Source organism: Acidaminobacter sp. JC074, from assembly GCF_022496765.1.
Classification (GTDB): domain Bacteria; phylum Bacillota; class Clostridia; order Peptostreptococcales; family Acidaminobacteraceae; genus JABXKX01.
The window spans coordinates 113,681-133,546 of record NZ_VANV01000002.1 but is presented as its reverse complement, the minus strand read 5'-3'; the positions used below and the strand labels follow the sequence as shown (position 1 = coordinate 133,546).

At 34.5% G+C, this 19,866-nt stretch carries 18 protein-coding genes; 3 read left to right on the top strand and 15 right to left on the bottom strand.

Translation table 11 applies throughout. The features are described 5' to 3' along the window. Positions 1–73: 73 nt before the first annotated feature. The 5 genes from EZV73_RS02495 to EZV73_RS02475 form a co-directional block, all read right to left on the bottom strand. On the bottom strand, positions 74–1,732 hold the full coding sequence (locus EZV73_RS02495) for an LTA synthase family protein (protein WP_240838004.1): 1,659 nt from the start codon (positions 1,730–1,732) through the stop codon (positions 74–76). Positions 1,733–1,891: 159 nt separating this feature from the next. Next, the gene (locus EZV73_RS02490; RefSeq protein ID WP_240838002.1) at positions 1,892–3,352 is read right to left on the bottom strand and encodes a sodium:alanine symporter family protein; all 1,461 of its coding nucleotides are present in this window, start codon (positions 3,350–3,352) and stop codon (positions 1,892–1,894) included. Between the two features lie 25 nt (positions 3,353–3,377). After that, positions 3,378–4,136 (bottom strand): dimethylarginine dimethylaminohydrolase family protein, encoded by a 759-nt coding sequence (locus EZV73_RS02485; RefSeq protein WP_240838000.1) that lies wholly within the window; start codon positions 4,134–4,136, stop codon positions 3,378–3,380. Then, the gene (locus EZV73_RS02480) at positions 4,129–5,697 is read right to left on the bottom strand and encodes a M20/M25/M40 family metallo-hydrolase (protein ID WP_240837997.1); all 1,569 of its coding nucleotides are present in this window, start codon (positions 5,695–5,697) and stop codon (positions 4,129–4,131) included. Before EZV73_RS02480 ends, EZV73_RS02485 begins: the two co-directional genes overlap by 8 nt. Next, positions 5,667–6,542: a dimethylarginine dimethylaminohydrolase family protein gene (locus EZV73_RS02475; RefSeq protein ID WP_240837995.1), complete on the bottom strand. Its 876-nt coding sequence runs from the start codon at positions 6,540–6,542 to the stop codon at positions 5,667–5,669. The genes EZV73_RS02480 and EZV73_RS02475 overlap by 31 nt, the downstream gene beginning before the upstream one ends. Before the next feature lie 165 nt (positions 6,543–6,707). On the opposite strand from EZV73_RS02475, the gene EZV73_RS02470 reads away from it, so the two are divergent. Next, a complete protein-coding gene (locus EZV73_RS02470; RefSeq protein ID WP_240837993.1) occupies positions 6,708–7,355 on the top strand; it encodes a GntR family transcriptional regulator in 648 nt (215 codons plus the stop codon). A 14-nt stretch (positions 7,356–7,369) separates the two neighbouring features. On the opposite strand, the gene EZV73_RS02465 is transcribed toward EZV73_RS02470, so the two are convergent. From EZV73_RS02465 to EZV73_RS02455, 3 genes are all read right to left on the bottom strand, one after another. Then, complete coding sequence (locus EZV73_RS02465; protein WP_240837991.1) at positions 7,370–7,858, bottom strand: hypothetical protein; 489 nt, start codon at positions 7,856–7,858, stop codon at positions 7,370–7,372. Between the two features lie 81 nt (positions 7,859–7,939). Beyond that, complete coding sequence (locus EZV73_RS02460) at positions 7,940–9,136, bottom strand: NADH:flavin oxidoreductase (protein ID WP_240837988.1); 1,197 nt, start codon at positions 9,134–9,136, stop codon at positions 7,940–7,942. A 27-nt stretch (positions 9,137–9,163) separates the two neighbouring features. After that, the gene (locus EZV73_RS02455; RefSeq protein WP_240837986.1) at positions 9,164–9,928 is read right to left on the bottom strand and encodes an EFR1 family ferrodoxin; all 765 of its coding nucleotides are present in this window, start codon (positions 9,926–9,928) and stop codon (positions 9,164–9,166) included. A gap of 104 nt (positions 9,929–10,032) precedes the next feature. Here EZV73_RS02455 and EZV73_RS02450 point away from each other — a divergent pair, with 104 nt between their 5' ends. Further along, positions 10,033–10,683, top strand: a complete 651-nt coding sequence (locus EZV73_RS02450; RefSeq protein ID WP_240837984.1) for a TetR family transcriptional regulator — start codon at positions 10,033–10,035, stop codon at positions 10,681–10,683. 41 nt (positions 10,684–10,724) lie between these two features. Here EZV73_RS02450 and EZV73_RS02445 read toward each other — a convergent pair whose 3' ends face one another. Next, positions 10,725–11,429, bottom strand: a complete 705-nt coding sequence (locus EZV73_RS02445; RefSeq protein ID WP_240837982.1) for a Uma2 family endonuclease — start codon at positions 11,427–11,429, stop codon at positions 10,725–10,727. A 157-nt stretch (positions 11,430–11,586) separates the two neighbouring features. Between EZV73_RS02445 and EZV73_RS02440 the strand changes: the two genes are divergently transcribed. After that, positions 11,587–12,030, top strand: coding sequence for a MarR family winged helix-turn-helix transcriptional regulator (locus tag EZV73_RS02440; RefSeq protein ID WP_240837979.1), 444 nt, complete (start codon positions 11,587–11,589; stop codon positions 12,028–12,030). Positions 12,031–12,053: 23 nt separating this feature from the next. On the opposite strand, the gene EZV73_RS02435 is transcribed toward EZV73_RS02440, so the two are convergent. From EZV73_RS02435 to EZV73_RS02410, 6 genes are all read right to left on the bottom strand, one after another. After that, positions 12,054–13,769, bottom strand: a complete 1,716-nt coding sequence (locus tag EZV73_RS02435; RefSeq protein WP_240837977.1) for an ABC transporter ATP-binding protein — start codon at positions 13,767–13,769, stop codon at positions 12,054–12,056. 119 nt (positions 13,770–13,888) lie between these two features. Then, positions 13,889–15,250, bottom strand: coding sequence for a dihydroorotase family protein (locus EZV73_RS02430; RefSeq protein ID WP_240837975.1), 1,362 nt, complete (start codon positions 15,248–15,250; stop codon positions 13,889–13,891). Continuing rightward, the gene (locus tag EZV73_RS02425) at positions 15,243–16,475 is read right to left on the bottom strand and encodes a M20 family metallo-hydrolase (RefSeq protein ID WP_240837973.1); all 1,233 of its coding nucleotides are present in this window, start codon (positions 16,473–16,475) and stop codon (positions 15,243–15,245) included. The genes EZV73_RS02430 and EZV73_RS02425 overlap by 8 nt, the downstream gene beginning before the upstream one ends. Then, positions 16,468–17,124 (bottom strand): aspartate/glutamate racemase family protein, encoded by a 657-nt coding sequence (locus tag EZV73_RS02420; protein ID WP_240837970.1) that lies wholly within the window; start codon positions 17,122–17,124, stop codon positions 16,468–16,470. The genes EZV73_RS02425 and EZV73_RS02420 overlap by 8 nt, the downstream gene beginning before the upstream one ends. Beyond that, positions 17,121–18,470, bottom strand: a complete 1,350-nt coding sequence (gene allB / locus EZV73_RS02415; protein ID WP_240837968.1) for an allantoinase AllB — start codon at positions 18,468–18,470, stop codon at positions 17,121–17,123. The genes EZV73_RS02420 and allB overlap by 4 nt, the downstream gene beginning before the upstream one ends. 9 nt (positions 18,471–18,479) lie before the next feature. Then, a complete protein-coding gene (locus EZV73_RS02410; RefSeq protein ID WP_240837966.1) occupies positions 18,480–19,862 on the bottom strand; it encodes a YjiH family protein in 1,383 nt (460 codons plus the stop codon). Positions 19,863–19,866: the final 4 nt, after the last annotated feature.

Sequence of the window (19,866 nt, the reverse complement as noted above, 5' to 3'; positions counted from 1 at the left end):
ACACAAAGAACCTTCTACAATCATAGAAGGTTCCCTGTGTTTTGCTGAGTTTATTGAGACTAATATTAGACAATTACTTATTAAATAGCATGTTCATTTGAAGATGCTTGTATCTACTTAAGATATCCGAATCCACACTACTTTGGATGCGTTTATTGATGACAGGATACTGATCATAGACTTGATCTAACCAAGAAAAATATGAGGACTTTTCTATAGGTGCTAGTTTTAGAACTTCAAGTCCTATCCTAGCTGGACTAACCTTACCTAAATCCTTGCATAGATTTCTCTTATTTGACCAAATAACAAATGGTGTTGTTGCCATATTTATTTTTTCTTCCCTAGACCACTTTAATGGATTTTGAGACTTAATTAAGCCACATTGTTTAAAAGTAGAAAAACTCCTACCAAGCATGGGCAAATGATCTCCAAAGAAAACTAGGATGGTTTCATCCTCCTGATGACTAAAATAATCCACCAGGTGTTTTAATGCCTTGTCCGCATCATAGATACCTTGAGCATATGCCCTTAGCTCACCCAGTGCCTTATCATTTAAAGGACCACGGACTTTTATGTCATAATCTTGGTACCTAGATTCTTTATAAGGACCATGGTTTTGCATGGTCACACCAAATAAAAACAAGGGCTCTTTAGATGCTTCAAACTTCTTGATGATTTCCTTAGAAAAAGTCATATCGGAAATAAAATCGCCCTTTACTTTAGGTTTATCAAATGATTCATGACTGAAAAAAGATTTAAACCCCATATATTTATAAGCCTTGTCTCTTTGCCAAAACCATCTTTCATAAGCATGTAGACCAAGGGTATTGTAACCCTGATTGTTAAATAGCATGGGCAGTGCATCTACATTCTTATTTAAGTAAGATTTATAAGCCATGGTACCTGTCGGAAAGAAATACATGCTGTTTCCAGTTAACATTTCAAACTCTATGTTTGAGGTGCCACCGCCAAACTCAGGTGAAACAAGTTGACCATGTATAGACCTTTCTTTCAGACTATCTAGTGTCTGAGTAAGGGGTTTTGAAAAAGTAACATTTAGACTACTCGGATCCCAAAAAGATTCATTCATAATAAAAACGACATTTGGCTTATTGGTTTGGTCTAAAGACTTTACATCACTACTACAATTTTTCACATATGACTCTTTTTTTATACTAGGTGAACATGTTGCCCACTCTTTTACATTCATAAGAAAAGCTAGTGCCAGCCCATTTCTTGCATAAAAATCGGTTTGATTTTTTACAGGTAAATCTTTATGGCCAAGTAGAGAAATTTCAATTAATATAAAGTGTATCAACATTAAAATCATAGCTTGATTGTCAGATAAAGATGTACTTTTTACCATAAACATGGAAAGGCCTAATATCATGGCTGCAAGTGATACATCTAGGAGAATCGACTTCAAACCTAAAAAACTTTTCATGTTGGAAGATTCTTTACCAAGCTTTAAGTCCCACGGATATAGGTTGTCACCTCTGAACATATATTTATATTTGTTGCCATATCCCAGTGATAGTCCAATTGAAACAACTAGAATCACTGAAAGACTAAGAGATAAATGTTGATTCAATAGACCAATCAGCCCTGTATAAATCATGATGTTGCTCAATACTTTTACAGGATGGCGAAGTATCCAATCTAAACAAGAAGATCTATAAATCACTTCAACATATAGTGTTATTATGATTGCTACAATAAATACATTAAACATAAGTACCTCTTTTAATAGTTTATTACAAAGCCACTATACGCCTGAAAAAAACAGAAAACAATAGGTCTAATTGTTTCTTAATAGATTGTTCAAATCTTCTTAAGAATCATGTTAGAATCAAAAAAACTCTGCAATCCGAAGACTGTAGAGTTTTTATATCTAGCCTAATTTTTCATTAGGTGTTTCATCATTTTCATAGAAGATTTTAAAGTTCGGATCTACTTTACCAATGCCCATGTATCTTGCCTTATAATCTTTAAGTAGTGAGAAGAATTTCTTACTTAAAAGTAATAACACAAGCAGGTTTGCAAATATAGGAAGCGCTGTTGACATGTCGGCAAACAACCATACACTTGTACCTGGTAAACCGTTAGCAACTGCAAATATGACAAGCAGTAAGCCTGGTATAGGATAAGACCACTTATAAACAGTAAGAATTGTCTTTTCAGCCTTCTTACCTTCACCTAATACATATCTTACTAAAACTTCAATTTGTGCATAGATACCTGAAGATGTTGTTACACCAAATAATAAGATACCAATTGTTAAGATAAATCTTCCAAGTTCACCAATACCGCTTTCAAACGATGATAATGTTAAAGCAGCACCTGAGATACCTGAAGACCATTCACCTGTTACCAGGATAACCAATGATGTAATTGTACAAATAACGATTGTATCTACAAACACTTCGAAGATACCTAAGATACCTTGACTTACTGGATGGTTTGTTTTTGCTGAAGCATGAATCATTGGAGAAGAACCCCAACCAGCTTCGTTGGAAAATACTGCTCTAGACATACCAATTTTAATCACTTGTGTAAAGGCTGCACCAGCAAAACCACCTATTGCAGCAGTACCAGTAAAGGCACCTTTAAAGATCATACCAAATACACCTGGAATAACTGCAGCATTTTTACCAATAATAAAGATACCACCTAAAATGTAGAACAAGCACATAAATGGTACTAAGAAAGATGCAATTTTACCAAGAGACTTTAAGCCGCCAGCTATCATTAAGTAAAGTAATACTGTATAGATCACACTTACAGTAATCATGTTGATGTTAAATGTTGAAGAAACAGCTTCTGATACAGTATAGTTTTGCATCGTAATTACAAAACCTACACCAAAACCAAAGATGAATATAAATGCCAAGATGTTTGCTAGTGTCTTCTTATTCTTTTCTATACCTAAGCCCTTTTTAATATAGTAGGTAGGACCACCATAAGTTGAGCCATCTTTAGACTTCGACCTATAATGTACAGCTAAAGAGATTTCAGCCATCTTGATGACTTGTCCCAAAATACCTGCTACCCATAACCAGAAGACAGCTCCCGGTCCACCAACAGCAATAGCTGTCGCTACACCACCGATATTACCAACACCAACCGTAGCACCAATCGCTACAGACAAGGCTTGAAATGGTGAAATCGTACCTTCTTCTTTGTCATCAGACTTTGCAAAGAATTTAGAAAAGGCCACTTGAAAAGCATGCTTTACAAATCTAAACTGGAAAAATCCAGACCGAATTGTAAAATAAAAGCCTACAAACAAAGATAAAAATATAAGCGGCATTCCCCATAAATATTCCCATACTATTTTTTCTATTAACGCCATGTTTCCCCCTTCATAATATATTATACTAGAACCTCAACGATAAACAGCTTAAACCTCCATCAATTTTTTGGAATTCTGACATATGTACTTCTTTGATTTTAAAACCAGCATCCTCTAATTGCTTCTTAGTTTTAGGAAAATCAGCTGGCATGACCAAGAAATCATTCATTCTGATACAGTTAGCAGCATACATTTCATCACTTGCAATCTCAAGTTTTTTATAAGAATCAAATCTCGGATCTGTGATAAACTCTCCAGCGACCAATAATGTATTGTCTCCAATAAAGTTAACACCAGTTTTTAAGTGGAACATCTCTTTTAAAACTACGATTTCACCTGTGTAGCCATATTTTTCTACAATACTGATAAACTGCTTGGCACCGGCTTCATTGGTTCTTTTAGAAAGGCCAATGTAGAAATGTTTATCGATTTGCATCACATCTCCACCTTCTAAAGTACCTTCAGTGATATACTCATACTTGTCATAGAAATTCTTAAGGCCTTCAACGATGATTTCTTTTTCACCATTTCTTGTATCAACACCTGGATTTGTAACGATCGCAAAGTCCTTAGTAACCACCGCTGGGTCTTCTACAAAACATGAGTCTGGATACTTGTCGTTGGCTTCTAAAACTGTAACAGCCACACCTGTTGATTTTAATACTTCAATGTACTCATCATGTTGCTTTTGAGCCAGTTCAAAGTTTGGCAAACCTAAATCAGAAGTCGTTTGTCCCTCTACTACAGTGCTTCCTGGTCTTCTCACAATGACATTTTTAAACATAAAATCCTCCTTTATAATTTCTGATAACATAATCTATGATGTTTGGTGTTCTTTCGAACACATCTTCTTTATAAACACGTTCACTTGGCTTATGGAAATCTTTTCCCCAAGGACCGATGTTAACACAAGGCATTTGAACATGTTTTAAATCTTCAAATGGAATAGTATACTTACTCCCCCATCCTAAAATATCTTTCATTTCATCTTCTATATCTTTACTAGGAAGACTAGAATAAGATAAGTCTGATATGCCAGTAAAATACATCCTATTGTCATAGCCTTGTTCGTACTCATTTTGGGTAAATTCATTGACAAGGTCTAATAACTGACTTTGATCTTTATTTGTTATGGCAGGATAGTAAGGTGGCAAAATACCTATAATGACCAAAGGTTCATCGTCATTTGAAGATATCATAATTTTTTCAATATCCTCAGGATAGTTACTAAGATCACCATCAACAGCTTCTTTATTTAGGTATTCACCTAAGGTAAACACTTTAGAAGTACTAGGAAAATCAGACCAAGTCCTATTGGTCTTTTTAGAAAATCTTTGCCTCATAGCATTTACATGATCAATGTAATCATTTAACGATTTTAAAGTCATGTCTTTGACTTTAGATAAAACTTCTGATGGTGAATCAGTGAAATTGAGAACATTGAGTATACCATAAGACATGTTTGGAAAAGAGATATCATAAATCTTCTTAGTGTCTCTCATCATAACCCATGATGGCGGTATGCTCATTTCATGTTCTGTTTCATTGACTAGGACTTGACTTAAATCAATGTCCCTTACAATACTGGCTAAAATACCATTTGAGTTGATGCCTTCAAGGGCTTTGCCTGCATGAGCCAATACACCCTTTACATGGACAAAAACATTGAGTTTGCCTATGGAACCTTGACTGATAACACCTCTAGTATCATCCATCCTCTGATGGGGCTCAGTGTTGATCATAAGTTCATACTCTAAGTTATGTTCATCCTTTAAAGACTTTAGAAGTGAAATGGCAGCCCTCATACCTAATGATTCATTTTCTTCATCTGGTACGGCTATGACAAGGATACTGTCTTCAAAATTGGTTGACGAGTAATGATCGAGTAGCGCCAGTTCAATGGCACCACCAGCTTTCATATCAGCAACACCCCTACCAAATAAGTACTTGTTACTTTTTAAATCTGAGATGGCTTCTTCGCCTAAAAATGTTTCGTCATTCTTGTAGGCTTCCATAAGCTTATTAGGCTCAAATGCTAAGTCTTTATAACCAGCATAGTTGTCTACATTCACAACATCAGAATGATGTATCATGACGTATGTCTTTTTAGAGCCCTTGTAAAAGGCATAATTAACTTTCCTATCAAAGAGTGGATCATCCGTTTCATATTGACCAAATAAGTCTGGATGGTCTTTGAAATAAGACATGTCACCTACAGTTTTATGAAAGAAGGCATCCACATCTTCTTCACCCTTTGTATTTGTAAAACTCTCAACTTTTAAGTATTCTAGTAATATCTCTTCAATCCTATTTCCTAATCTCGGTAAACTGGACAAGTTAGGCATGTTGGACCTCCTGTACCATAGTAAGACATATTCTTACCTTCATAAGTATAAACATTACAGCCTTTTTCCTTTAGCAATGACTCTATTTCATCATTACCTGCAACCAGCATACAATTCTTTTCATCTAAGGCAAGGACATTAGATCCTAAATAATCATATTCTTTATCATTAACTTCTAAAAGCTCTATACCTCTTTCTAATAGAAGCTCTCTCATAAATACCGGCATGTACTTAGAATAAACAACTGCAAGCTTGTCATGAATCATGGAGATGATGCTCATTAAATGAAGACAAGCTTCTTCACCTTCACCATGAGGCATTGGAATGACAATAATTTCTTTTATAAAGTTTTTTGTAAGTTCTGTAAACTGTCTAATACCTTCATCATTGGTTCTATAGCCTCTACCAATAAGCACCGTATCTTCATTTAACCAAAGAACATCACCACCTTCCATCAAACCTGGACTCTGAATACGACCAAGTGTTGGAATCCCCTTTTCTTCTAAAAGTCTTTCCATCTCAAAACCTTCTTTTTGGCGAAGTTTTTTTCCTGTATTAAAGTAGATAGCACCCTTTTTAGTAATTTTAAGTGAGTCATGTGTATATATCGAATCCAGTCCTACAGTCTCTGCCTTTGGTAGATAGTAGACCTCCTCTACATGATCTTTAATCACTTTCTCAAATGATTCATATTCTTTTAAAACACTATTGAAATCAGGTTCCTCTACATAACCGTATTCCTTCCAATGTTTACTTAAATGTTCTTGTGAAATAAATGCATCATTCGGATGTTTAATCACAATCTTCTTGATCTTTTTCGTCATAGATTGACAACCAAAACTCATACAGCCTCCTTTTGTATACAATATTCAATATATTATGTATTATATTTTGTAATTTCATATTATCACTAATAAATTTCTAATTCAAGGACAAATTTAAAATATTCTGAATATTTGAATTTAAGACCGCATATGATACAATGTTAGAGACAGATTAAGGAGAGTTTTATGCAGCAATATCTATCATTAAAAGATCATGTTTACAACTACATATCAGATAAAATAAGAGAAGGTTCCCTAAAAGCAGATGAGAAAATCAATGAAAAAATCATCATGGAAGACTTAAATATTTCTAGAACACCAGTAAGAGAAGCACTGATTCAACTGGCTACAGAAGGTTATCTAGAAAACATTCCTAGAAAAGGCTTTATAGTAAAACCTGTCGATACTGAAAAATCAAAAGAGATCTATGCCCTACTCGGTGCTCTAGATGCTTTTGCAGCAGAGCTGGCTTTTGATTTTATCACAGAAGAAGATACAAGAAGAATGGAAGCACTATCTAAACAGATGGTTGTTGCCATAGATACTTATGATTTTAAAGCTTATTACAAGCTCCAAACAGATTTTCACGATGTCTATATTCATAAGTGTCAAAATGAAGAACTCATCAACACCATGAGCCTATTAAGAAAGAAGTTTATCCGTCAAACATACAATGACGAAGATGTAGAAAAAATGAAAGACATTCTTTATCATACCAATAAAGAACATATTGAAATTGCAAGACTATTTAAGGAAGCTTCTTATGAGAAAGTTTCTAAGTTTCTTAAATACACCCATTGGAATGTATCATATGCAGCATATGATTCCGTATAAAAAAAGTGAGTTACTTAAAGTAGCTCACTTTTAACGTTTACATATTCTTTTAGTCTTTTAAGCGCATGTGCATCAGCCCTTTTTTCATAAATATTGGAACGGTAGAGTAAGTTATATTCTGCAGGACTTGCGGTTCTAAGCCTCCCCTGATAGTCAGAAATATCAATACTCGCTAAGAAAGCTTTCGAGTCCAAACCTGAATCTAAAAATTCAAGCCAATGACCTTCTTCATGAAAAAGAACGAAATACAGTAAATATATATCCTCATAATCACCGATTGATAGTTTAATCATTTCTTTTAATCGATCAAGAGAATCATGACTCACTTGACCAATAAACGACAAAAGTTGGTCTATGTCTCCATTTATAAGATTGATTCCGAAATCTTCTGAATCATCGAAGATACAGATAAAAAAATGATGCTTAGCTGATAATGTATCATATTTTAGATAGTCAAGACATCGATAATCTAAAATGGTCTCTGCAATCGATTTGATCGTCATATGAATCCTTTCTTTTATATACTTTATTCTACTCTACTTCAGAAAGATTTCAATATACATTAGGATTAGTTAATATTAATGTTAGTAAGAAATATCTGATTTCAATTTCTTATTTCTAATTGGACAATCAAATGGTTTTAAATTATACATAATATCAATTGAACATTTGCCACATGTTGTGCATGAAGATGCTTTTTTCCCTGACTTTATTAAATTAATAATTTCAGGTTCAGCAATAAAAGGTCTACACATTGAAATAAAATCACATTTGTCTTCATTTAGTGCTTTTTCCATATCCACGACTTTTCTAAAACCACCAACAGAAATCACTGGTATTTTAACAGCTTTTTTTATCTCAGCTGCAAACTTTAGATTATAATTTTCTTTTTCAAGCTTAGGTTTTAAAAATGGTTTTAGACTACTACTCAAAGGTTTCATTAAGGAATTACCACCGCCATCCATAAACCTAAACTCATTTTTTCCATAGGCAAAAACATCGTAAAGCTGACTCACTTTGATCGAAGAACTAACTTCTATTGCATCGATACCTATAGATTCTAATTTTTTACAGACTTCCACAGTTTCATTTATGCTCATACCACTCCTTAGCAAATCATCACCATTAATCTTAATCAATACTGGGAAATCAGAACCTACTGTTTTTCTTATTCTATTATAGACTTCAATTAGAAATCTTTGTCTATTTTCAAATGAGCCACCCCACTTGTCTGTTCTACGATTAAAATAAGGTGATAAGAACTGTGTGACTAAGAAGCCATGTGCACCGTGAATTTGCACACCATCAAACCCAGCCATCTTAACACGTCTTGCAGCTTCTGCAAACCCACTAATGGCATCTTCGATTTCTGCTTCTATCATTTGTCTAGGTTTTATACCTGTTGCTAGATCTCTTACAGAAGAAGGCGCCAAATAAGAATCATGAACTTTTCCATAAGGTTGTCCACCAACGTGATTAATCTGAACAACTATTTTTGAATCGTACTTATGAACAATATCTGCTACACGTTTGATATCTTCAATTTCACAATCACTTGCGATTACCTTAGCTCTTGGCACTAGTGTCCCATCATGAGATATGAAATAACTATTAGTTATAATTAAGCCTACATTGCCTTTTGCCAAATTTTCATATAAGTCTAGATAGTCTTCTGTTAGCTTCCCATTGTCATCTACAAGATTGTCTACAGTCGCTGACCGTACAAACCTATTCTTTAGATTCATACTTTTTATTTTTCCTTGTTTAAATAATACTGACATAGTCTTCTCCCTTAATTATATAAATGTCTACTTAAATATATCTGATACCAAAGTCTTGGGATTGGTATATCTAAGTCGTTTAATAGTTTTATCACCGTAGTTTATAGCTGTTCTAGGACACCAATGGATACATGCAGTACAATGTTCACACTCATTCTTCCACACAGGTTTCTTATCGATTAGGTCAATATTCTCAAAAGGACAAACTTTCACACAAATCCCACATCCTATACATGTATCATTAACAGTAAATAAGATTTGACTTTTTAATTTTCTCTCTTCAAATAATGCATAATACTTATTCGAAACATATCCTAAGCGTTTATAGGCCTTTTTAGTTCTATTATTTTTTATGTCTTCTATGATGCCATCATATTTTTTTCTAGCCTTTTTAAGTAATCTTTCAACATGGTGTTCTGTTGGCATCTTGTAATCCATGATATAATTGCCAACCATTTTTAGTCTCTTGTAATAAGAAAGCTTTAATCCTTTATCAGAAAGAACAGATGCAAGTTGATGACCAGCATTTCCATCATACATATTAACTGTACATATAGCATAAATGTACTGATCTGAATTAAACTTAAGCTCTTTTACATAATCTAAAATAAACTTTGGTGTACTTAGAAAATAACAAGGATAAACAAAGCCTACTCGATCATATTTTCTGAGATCATCCTCTTTAAATGTGAACATGTTTTCAACATCACAATCTACTAACCCATCACTTAACTTTCTGGCAACCTCTAATGAATTTCCAGTTGCAGAAAAATACAAGATTAAATTTTTCATACCGCCTCCTTTTAAGTTACGTTGCGTAATTTATAAAACGATTATAAGTTACACCTTGTAACTTGTCAATACTTTATGATAAAATACTTTTGAGGAGATCTAATATGACATTTCAAAGAGCACGTTCAGATGAACAAAAGGATAAAAGAATACAAGAGATAATCAGTGCAGCTAAAAAGCTTTATACAACAATGGATTTTGAAGAAATCACTTTAACAAAAATTGCTGAAGAACTTTCATTCTCAAGAATAAACCTCTACAAATACTTTAAGACGATTGAAGAAATCTATTTAAAAGTATTGCTTCTAGATTTAGAGGACTTCATACAAGAACTAGAAAAGTCGATACACGCATTAAAGAATGTAACGGTTGAAGATTTTACGTATAAATTCATTGAAGTATTAACCAGGAACAAACGATTGTTACACCTTCTAACAATCGACCTATCTCTATTGGAAAAAAAAGCCACGGCTGAGAAATTACGTTCACATAAATCTAGTGTCATGGTAATAAGTAAAAGAATCACTGATCTCTTATCAGAAGTATTTCCAAGTTTAACAGATGATCAAACCATCCATTTTGTTAATAGTGTACTCTTTTATTCAAGAGGCTTGTATTCTGCAAATAATGCTTCAGAACTTCAACATGAAATCTATAATGAGCTTAATTGCAGATTCTTAGTACCTGATTACGACCTATATTTAAGCGAGTTTTCAATACTACAGCTTCGACATTTACTAAATAAAAAAACTTAGATGTGATATCTAAGTTTTTTTGTATTGAAGGTATTTTTGTATTACCATTCTACTTTTAAGTTTTCAAATCTAAAAGACTTTATACCATCTGCTCTATCGAACTCCTCATAGTTTTCTATTTCAAAGTCTTTGAAATGATATACATAAGCTCTTTCCTTTATTGGATCTACAATCCAATATTCCTCTACACCAGATAACATATAGACATTGAGTTTTTTAACTTTATCACGACTGATAGATGAAGGTGATAAAACTTCAACGACTAAAGTAGGCACCCCCTGATACCGGTCTTCTTCATCAGTATATTTTTCTAGATTACATATGATGCCCAAGTCCGGTTGCAGTACATTAATTTTGTCGTCTACTTCCAGCTTGATATCAAAGGGGGAAATAAAAGGCACACAACCACCTAAATCTAGTCTACAAAGCTCTCCATGAAGCTTGCCAACAGCCATCTGATGTTTAACCTTTGGTGATGCAAGCAAATAGATTTCTCCATTTAAAAGCTCATACCTATTTTCACTATTAGCGGTTAGCTTTAAAAACTCCTCATAAGACACCTTCCTATCTTTTGGCTCATAAGGTACAATAGATTCTTTGACTAGATTGTTTGGATCTAGTTTTTCAGTATACTTAATGATCTTTGCAACCACACGACCATTCTTTTTAACAATTATGTCTTCATAGTCTAATAACTTTAACATCTTTCCGAATGAGTTTTTTACTTCAGTAGCATTAATAATCATAACAACCTCCAATTAGCTAATTTATATATTAGTTAATATCATAGTATCATTTTAACTATTTCATGTCAAAATCCTCATTCATTCAAATAGTTTTATTTATAATATCTAGACTTAAAAATGTAGAAAATGATATAATAGTAAAAGAAACGAGGTTAAGATGGAAAATTTACATAGATATATAGGTTTACTCAACTCCAGAGCACGTCGCTATTTCGACCATCATTTATCAGAGTATGCCCTAGACCATAACTACTCAACTTACATCATACATATTGTTAAAATAGAAGGTATCAGACAAGACCAGCTAGCTGATCATCTTGGCGTTAACAGGTCAAGTGTTAAAAGAGCCATAGAGCATTTAGAAAAACATGGTTATGCAACAAGAAAAGTTTATGAGTTTGATAAAAGAAAATATACTTTACACCCAACTCAAAAGGCACATGACATGTTTGATAAGATTATGCAGCTTAAAAGAGAATGGAATGATATTCTTACAGAGGGCTTTTCTGATGACGAGAGAGAACTGATTTCATCTATGATATTAGACATGAATAAAAATGCCAAAGAACATATAAAAAACGAAATAAAAGCCAAGACTTAAGTTGAAGTCTTGGCTTTTTAACACTAACCTATTTTCTTGAACTGCATGTTATACAAGTCATTATAAATGCCACCTTTTGAAATTAAATCTTCATGATAGCCTTCTTCTAATATCTTTTTACCAATGACCATAATATGGTCTACATTTTTTACAGTAGAAAGTCTATGAGCAACCACAATGGTTGTTCTGTTCTTACAAAGTTCATCTAGTTCCTTTTGAATTAGATTTTCTGTTGTGTTATCAAGTGCACTTGTCGCCTCGTCTAAAATCAGTATCTTAGGATTCTTTAAGAACATTCTTGCAAGACTGATTCGTTGTTTTTGACCACCCGAAAGTTTTATGCCTCTTTCACCTATTTCAGTATTATAACCATCTTTTAGAGATAAAACAAAGTCATGTATATTGGCTTGTTTAGCAGCCTCTATCACTTGATCATGACTTGCATCTGGTCTGCCGTATACTATGTTATCGTATATAGAACCTGAGAATAAAAAGACATCTTGCTGAACAATACCAATATTGTTTCTTAACGAATGATAGGTATAGTCTTCAATTTTCTTACCGTCTATCTTGATTTCACCTGCATTTTTCTCATAAAATCTCATCAAAAGGCTACAAATGGTCGTTTTACCGCCACCAGATGCGCCTACTAATGCGATAGATTTTCCTGCATCAATTTTAAAAGAAATATCTTCTAGGACATTTTCACTGCCATCGTACGAAAAAGAAACGTTTGAGAATTCAATATCACCTCTTGCATTTAATAGTGCTGTAGCATCCTTATCATCTACTTCTTCATCTTCACCTAATACACCGACAAATCTTTCAAAGCCAGCCATACCACTTTGATATTGTTCCACAAGTCTTATAAGTGTATTGACAGGACCAATAAACAAGTTAATAGATATAATGAAAGATGAGAAATCCCCAAAGCTTATTCTACCTAAATATAGGCTGTAGCCACCCACAATTAAGAGAACAACATTGAACAAGTCCGTCACAAATGATGATGAGGATAAGAAAATGCCTAAAGCCTTAAAGCCTTTTCTTCTTGCACCAACTAAAAAAGATATATTGTCTTTGAACTTGTCATACTCAATATCCGAGTTTGTATAAGCTTTTGTCACTCTGATGCCTGTCACACTAGACTCCATTGATGTATTGACCATGGCCATACCTACTCTGGCCTCTTTAAAGGCAGATGATAATTGTTTTCTCGTTTTTATGGTTATAAAGACTAAGATCGGTATACACATAAATACAACCAGTGTTAACATCAAGTCAATACTTGCAAGGAAAATAAAAGAGCCTACTAGCATGACAACTGATGTAAAGAAATCAGTTGGAATATGATGGGCACACTCAACGATGGGATTTAAGTCATCTACCAACTTAGATAGTACTTCTCCTGTTTCGTGGTCATCAAAGTATTTATAAGGCAACTTTTGTAGTTTATGAAACATCTCTAGTCTCATATCCCTCTGGATCTTTACTCCAATCATATGACCATTATACTGCATCCAAAACCTTAAAAGCATTCTAACAAGATATGACCCCAGCAGTATCAGTCCACCTATTATGATCATGTTCATATTCATATTTGGTATATAATCATTAAGCATTTGTCTAGTTAGTATAGGATATAAAAGTCCTAAAAATGAAATCATCAAGGCTGCAAATAAGTTAATGATAAATGATACTCTGTAAGGCTTGTAATAAGCTATAAATTTTCTTATCATTTTCCCCTCCTCTCAATTCGTTGCTTTTGCAACAAAGTAATCATAACATACCTTCGTTGCATACGCAACATATATAAACATAAAAATAGAATCTCTAGCAAATGCTAAAGATTCTCTGATTAACGTTTTGGTTTGACTACTTGACCATAACCTACTTTGCCTGTAATTTGTCCGTCTTGCATGATGACTTGACCTCTTAGAAGCGTCATAACAGGATTTCCTTTTAAAGTCATGCCATCTATTTGAGTATAGTTACATCGAATATGGTGGTCTCCTTCAACAAAGGTCTTTTCTTTGTTCATATCTATAAGAACAAGGTCTGCATCAGAGCCCTCCATAATAACACCCTTTTGAGGATATAAGTTAAACCTTTTAGCAGGATTAACCATAAAAAGTTCATGTACTTGGGACAAAGTCAAAATACCCTCATTTACCTTATGAAGCAAAAGTGGTAAAGTGACTTCTAGATTCGTACCGCCTGGCAAGGCATTGTAGATGCTCTCTTTTACTGATTCTTCTAACTCGGTTTTAGTAAATGGCGAATGATCGCTGTTGACCATATCAACAGTACCATTATCTATACCATTGTAGATTGCATTTTTATCCTCATCACTACCAGGAAGCGGATACCACATAATGTAAGGATACTGCTCCTTAATGGCTTTATTTGTTTTTTCCAAATTAAGTGTCAAGACTTCACATGTCACATCTTGATTTCTTCTTTTGGCATCATAGATAAGCTCTAAGGAGTCCTTATAAGAGATATGGCAAAAGTGTACCGGCGCATTTACATACTTAGACATAGCAAGAGCTGAGGCAACACCAGAGGTTTCAACGATAGAATCCAGCGAATAAACAAAGTCTTCTAATGTGTTGTTACCTGTCTTAGCCCTATGGTCAGAGATTTCCATATCCTGAACATGTAAGGCATGAATCAAGCCTGTTTCTTTAACTGCTTGCATGATTTCAATCAAACTACCATTTGAAAAGGAACAACAGCCTTCAGTGTCTTCTCCTTCCCATTCTGGATTACAACAAAATGTTTTAAAACCTACAACACCAGCATCAGCTTGTTCCTTTATACTATCTAGGTTATCAGAACCTGCACCGCCAATTAGTCCGTAATCGATATATGCTCTCTCATCTATTAAGTCAACACGTTCATTAAAGCGAGCCTTACTGTTGACAAGCACACCTGGTGTTGGCATTATTAGGGCAGTTGTAATACCACTCGAGGCACATCCTTTGGTTAAATGATAAAAATCCTCTCTCTCTTCAACAGTACCATCTTCACAATGGATATGAGCATCAATGCCACCTGGAAAGACGATTTTACCACTGGCATCAATGACTTCAAGACCATCGCTTGCTTGTATAGAAGGATCAACTTTATCAATTTTTCCATTTTTTATACCAATATTGGTTTTAACCAGGCCTTCCATTAACATAACTTGGCCTGATATGATTACTTTATCAAACATCAAATTCTCCTTGTAACATCTCTTTAAGTATAGTCGCTAGAAGTAAAACACCATTTCCTAGATCATATGATTTTGTATATTCGTCAGAAGAATGACTTCTACCCTTCACACTTGGTACAAATATTAGACCGGTCTTTATATGAGGTGCAATAATCTGAGCATCATGACCAGCGCCAGACACCATCTTCATAGTCCTTAGACCCAGATTTTGTGATTTATCATACATAAAATCTGAAAGACGTGAATCAAGATCAACAGGTTCTTCAGCACAAAGCAGTTTTATCGTGACTGCATATCCTTGTTCTTCTAAAGATCCTAATGACTCATATATTCTATCAGTTACATTGACTAGGTCTTCTTCTGACCGATCTCTAAGGTCTATTGAGAAGTTAGTGCTGTCTGCAATGACATTACTTACACCAGGTAAAACAGACATGGCACCAATGGTAAAGGTGGCAGTCTTACTTAATCTTCTAACATAATCTGTTGTTTCACTGATAAATTTAGAAGCAGCATATACTGGATCGAGTCTTATATCCATAGGCGTTGTCCCTGCATGGTCTTGCCTGCCTTTTATGGTAATATCAAAAGCCCTGATACCAACGATGCTTTCTACTATACCAATATCGTGTCTTAATGTTTCTAAAACTGGTCCCTGCTCTATGTGCACTTCCAAATAAGCAGCCACATCACGTCGTTTTTCTTTTGGCAGCTTTTCAGGATCATAACCATTTGAAATCATTGCCTCTTTCAAAGAAATCCCATCAGAGTCTGTATCGTTTAACTCTAGTTGTGTTATTTTACCGACAAGATTTTTAGACCCTAAGTAGCCTGATAAAAACCTTGAACCTTCTTCTTCTGTAAAGGCTATAATTTCAATAGATTTATCAAAAGTTTCATCCGATTCTATGAGCTCTTTTAAAGCCAAAAGTCCAATCACAATACCACCAGCACCATCATACTTGCCACCATCTTTAACAGTATCCATATGAGAGCCTATCACGATTGTTTCCTTAGACTTGCCTTCTTTTCTTGCGATTAGATTGCCTATCTGGTCTTCAATGACAAGAAGACCTAGTGCCTCCATCCACTGCCGGATAATTTTCTTGCCCTTTTTTTCAGTATCAGAGTAAATATAACGCCATATTTCATCACCCATACGTGTCTGGTCTGCCAGTTCATTAAGCATTTCTTCTGCTTTTAAACCCACTTCTTGTCTATTCACTATCCACCTCACTGTAGTCAATCATCATTTTTAGCATCATAATGCCTTCTTTAATACCGTCAATAACATGAATGTCATGCCTATTAAGCATTTGACCGTAGCCTGCAAAAGCACCGCAGCCCAAGATGACAGATGAGACACCATGCTGATCTAAACAAGTATCAATTCTCTTATTGATAGTATCCAACAAACTTTCATCTACACCATTTACACCAACACCTAAATAAGAGATAGCCTTAACTTTATCTTTTAATCCATATCTTGCAGATATCTCATCAAATATTTCTATATCCTCTTTTCCACCAGATGTAACAAATGATGTGGATGGTCCTAGTAGACTAGCCATATGAAGAGACGCTTCAGCAATGCCTATAACAGGTACTTTTAGATATTCTCTTACTACCATCAGACCCGGATCCGAAAAACAGGCTATTAGGACACCCTTGTAGGATTTGTCTAAGTTCTTAAGATACTTGTTGACTTCAAAACTGGCAATCAGTTCATCTTCATAAGTTTCAATGCCAAGAGGTGCTTCTGAAAGATTTATGGTATCTATTACAAGGTCCGTGTTTTCATATTGTTTGGCTGTTTTTCTTATACCTTTTGTTATGGCTTCAGAGCTGTTAGGATTGATAATAAGTATCTTCATCGATGATCTCCTTTTACAAACTGACCATAACCAGGCTTGACTTTAATATGACCATCATAGACAACCTCTCCTCTTACAATGGTATAATCAACCTTACCCTTTAATTTATAGCCCATGTAAGGTGACCACTTCATCTTGTAAAGTAAATGATCCTCATTTATTTCATAGGTTGTATTAGGATCTAAAATGGTGATATCAGCATCTGATCCTACTTGTAAACAACCTTTTTTTGGATAGAGTTTAAACCTTTTAGCAGCATTGGTAGATGAAAGTTTTACAAAATCATTTAAAGAAAGGCCTTTATCTCTTAGTTGATATAAAAGCGGAAAGACAGTTTGAATACCTGTTAATCCAGCAGGGACTGTAAAGATATCATTATCTATTATCTCTTTTTCTTCAAATGTATAAGTTGCATGGTCCGAACCAACAAAATCAATTTGACCCTTTAATATTAAATCTTCAATCTCAACCATCATAAGTTTAGATCTGATAGGTGGATTACAAATACCAAAGGCACCTAAGTCATGAAGGTGATCTTGATTTAATCTAAAGTAATGACTACATGTTTCTACACTGACATCTACACCCTTGTTTCTAAATCTGTTTACTACGTCTACAGCACCTTTAGAAGAACAGTGAACAACATGTGCTTTACACTTTGATTCTTCTGCTAATAAACATACCCTAGTAGCGGCTTCTACTTCAGCCAATACAGGTCTACCTTTTTCATAATCCATAACAGATGTTAGACCCTCTTTTCTGGCTTCATCCGTACAGGTTCTTACAATGGCATCGTTCTCACAGTGAATGCCAAGTAGGATATCTCTTTCACCTAGTTGTCTCATATGTTTTAATAACTCACCATCATTAACCTGTGGGATTTCCACAGAATAAGGCATAAAAGCTTTAAAGGCAATGACGCCCCAGTCAATCATGTCATCTACTTGTTCATAATTATCTGGTGTTAGAGCGCCCCATAGACAAAAGTCCACGACGGCCTTTGCATTACCGATGTCTCTTTTTTGACTAAGCGCCTCTACGTCTGATGGTAAAGGAAAAGTCAAGGGATGTTCTAATACCGTTGTAATCCCTCCTGCTGCTGCAGAAGCTGTACCAGTATAGAAGTCTTCACTTTCAGTCAAGCCAGGGTCATTTAAGTGTACATGAGGATCAATAAAACCCGGAAACACATACTTGCCATTAGCATCAATAACAGTTTCAGATGGTAAAATAACCATCTGACTGTCATCAATTTTTTCTATTTTGTCATTTGTAACATAGATATTGCCTTGAAAAGTCTTGTCTTCTGTTACAATTGTGCCGTTTTTAATACATAAGTTATACATGTCTACTCCTTAGGCTGGGATGCCCATTAATGTCGCTAATAATGTGATGATTGGTAGTAAAATGATTGTCTTAGTGACAAAGATGATAGCTAAGTCCTTGAATTTAAGAGGAATTTTTGAAATTAGAACATAAGCCCCCATCTCTGACATAAAGACGATTTGAGTTAATGCAAGTACACCAATAATAAATCTTGTTTTTGCTGATACAATTGTTGAAGATATTAGGATAGGAACAAACATATCTGTGAAACCAACAATTGTTGCAGGCGCAGCAGCCGCTGCTTCCGGTACTTGAAGTAGTTGCAAGTAATACTTAAAAGGTATTGAGATTATATCAAATATAGGTGTATACTCTGTTAAAATCAATGCAAATACACCAATAGTCATAACGATTGGAATCAAGGTAACAAATAGACTTGTAATCAAAAGGAAAGAACCCTTAAGCATATCCTTGATACTTGGTGCAGTTTGAGCTTTTCTAACACCTAATTCAAAGGCATAAGATAATCTCTTTTTACTTGATGGAATTTCATCTTCTAATCTATTTTTATTTTCTACATAGTAAGTATCAGCTAACTTAGATAATGGTGGTATTCTAGACATAACAACGACACTTGCAAAACCAGCTACAAATATAGCGATGTAAAATTGTAAGAAATACTCTGACAAACCTAATATTTCACCACACACCAACCAGAATGCAACACCTGTCGCTGTAAAACAAGATGCGATAATTGCAGCTTCTCTCTTTGTATAATTACCTTTTGTATATTGGTCATTGGTAATAACAAGACCAAGTTCTACCATACCAACCCATGACGTTAAAAGGTCTACAGTTGCTCTTCCTGGAAGCTTAAATAAAGGTCTTGTAAACTTGTTAACTAGGGTACCTATAAACTCCATAAGGCCAAACTCTACCATGAGTGGCAACAATATAACTGATGGGATCAGCCAAATACCAATTACAAATAATAAATCAAAAATAACAGGTCCAATATTTTCATTTAAAACAAACTCTGGACCAACTCCGAATAAAACCATAAAGAATAATGCAGCACCAACAAGTCGACCTACTGTATTCAAAGCACCTGCATTAAAGGTCTCTTCTAGGAAACCATGTTCTTTAAACTTTGGTTTAAAAATAAACACATAAGTTGTTACCAAGGCTGACACAACTATAAAAGCACCAGTTATATAGGTATTCCAAACGCCTAAACTATCTTGGAAGCCCTGACACAAAGCACCAATAATTAACGTGTAACCACCATTTGCATTTTTAATAGGAAATAAAAATATAATCAGTCCCAGTAATGATGGTATAATAAATTTTAACTTGTCTTTTAAAGTAAATTTCTCTTCCATATTTTTATGTACAGTATTTCCTTCTATCATACTT

Coding starts and splice junctions, on each gene's coding strand:
- EZV73_RS02450 (WP_240837984.1), top strand. CDS start 10,033: ATGACATTTCAAAGAGCACGTTCAGATGAACAAAAGGATAAAAGAATA.
- EZV73_RS02490 (WP_240838002.1), bottom strand. CDS start 3,352: ATGGCGTTAATAGAAAAAATAGTATGGGAATATTTATGGGGAATGCCG.
- EZV73_RS02485 (WP_240838000.1), bottom strand. CDS start 4,136: ATGTTTAAAAATGTCATTGTGAGAAGACCAGGAAGCACTGTAGTAGAG.
- EZV73_RS02455 (WP_240837986.1), bottom strand. CDS start 9,928: ATGAAAAATTTAATCTTGTATTTTTCTGCAACTGGAAATTCATTAGAG.
- EZV73_RS02495 (WP_240838004.1), bottom strand. CDS start 1,732: ATGTTTAATGTATTTATTGTAGCAATCATAATAACACTATATGTTGAA.
- EZV73_RS02435 (WP_240837977.1), bottom strand. CDS start 13,769: ATGATAAGAAAATTTATAGCTTATTACAAGCCTTACAGAGTATCATTT.
- EZV73_RS02445 (WP_240837982.1), bottom strand. CDS start 11,429: ATGATTATTAATGCTACTGAAGTAAAAAACTCATTCGGAAAGATGTTA.
- EZV73_RS02465 (WP_240837991.1), bottom strand. CDS start 7,858: ATGACGATCAAATCGATTGCAGAGACCATTTTAGATTATCGATGTCTT.
- EZV73_RS02480 (WP_240837997.1), bottom strand. CDS start 5,697: ATGCCTAACTTGTCCAGTTTACCGAGATTAGGAAATAGGATTGAAGAG.
- EZV73_RS02470 (WP_240837993.1), top strand. CDS start 6,708: ATGCAGCAATATCTATCATTAAAAGATCATGTTTACAACTACATATCA.
- EZV73_RS02460 (WP_240837988.1), bottom strand. CDS start 9,136: ATGTCAGTATTATTTAAACAAGGAAAAATAAAAAGTATGAATCTAAAG.
- EZV73_RS02420 (WP_240837970.1), bottom strand. CDS start 17,124: ATGAAGATACTTATTATCAATCCTAACAGCTCTGAAGCCATAACAAAA.
- allB (WP_240837968.1), bottom strand. CDS start 18,470: ATGTATAACTTATGTATTAAAAACGGCACAATTGTAACAGAAGACAAG.
- EZV73_RS02440 (WP_240837979.1), top strand. CDS start 11,587: ATGGAAAATTTACATAGATATATAGGTTTACTCAACTCCAGAGCACGT.
- EZV73_RS02475 (WP_240837995.1), bottom strand. CDS start 6,542: ATGAGTTTTGGTTGTCAATCTATGACGAAAAAGATCAAGAAGATTGTG.
- EZV73_RS02430 (WP_240837975.1), bottom strand. CDS start 15,250: ATGTTTGATAAAGTAATCATATCAGGCCAAGTTATGTTAATGGAAGGC.
- EZV73_RS02410 (WP_240837966.1), bottom strand. CDS start 19,862: ATGATAGAAGGAAATACTGTACATAAAAATATGGAAGAGAAATTTACT.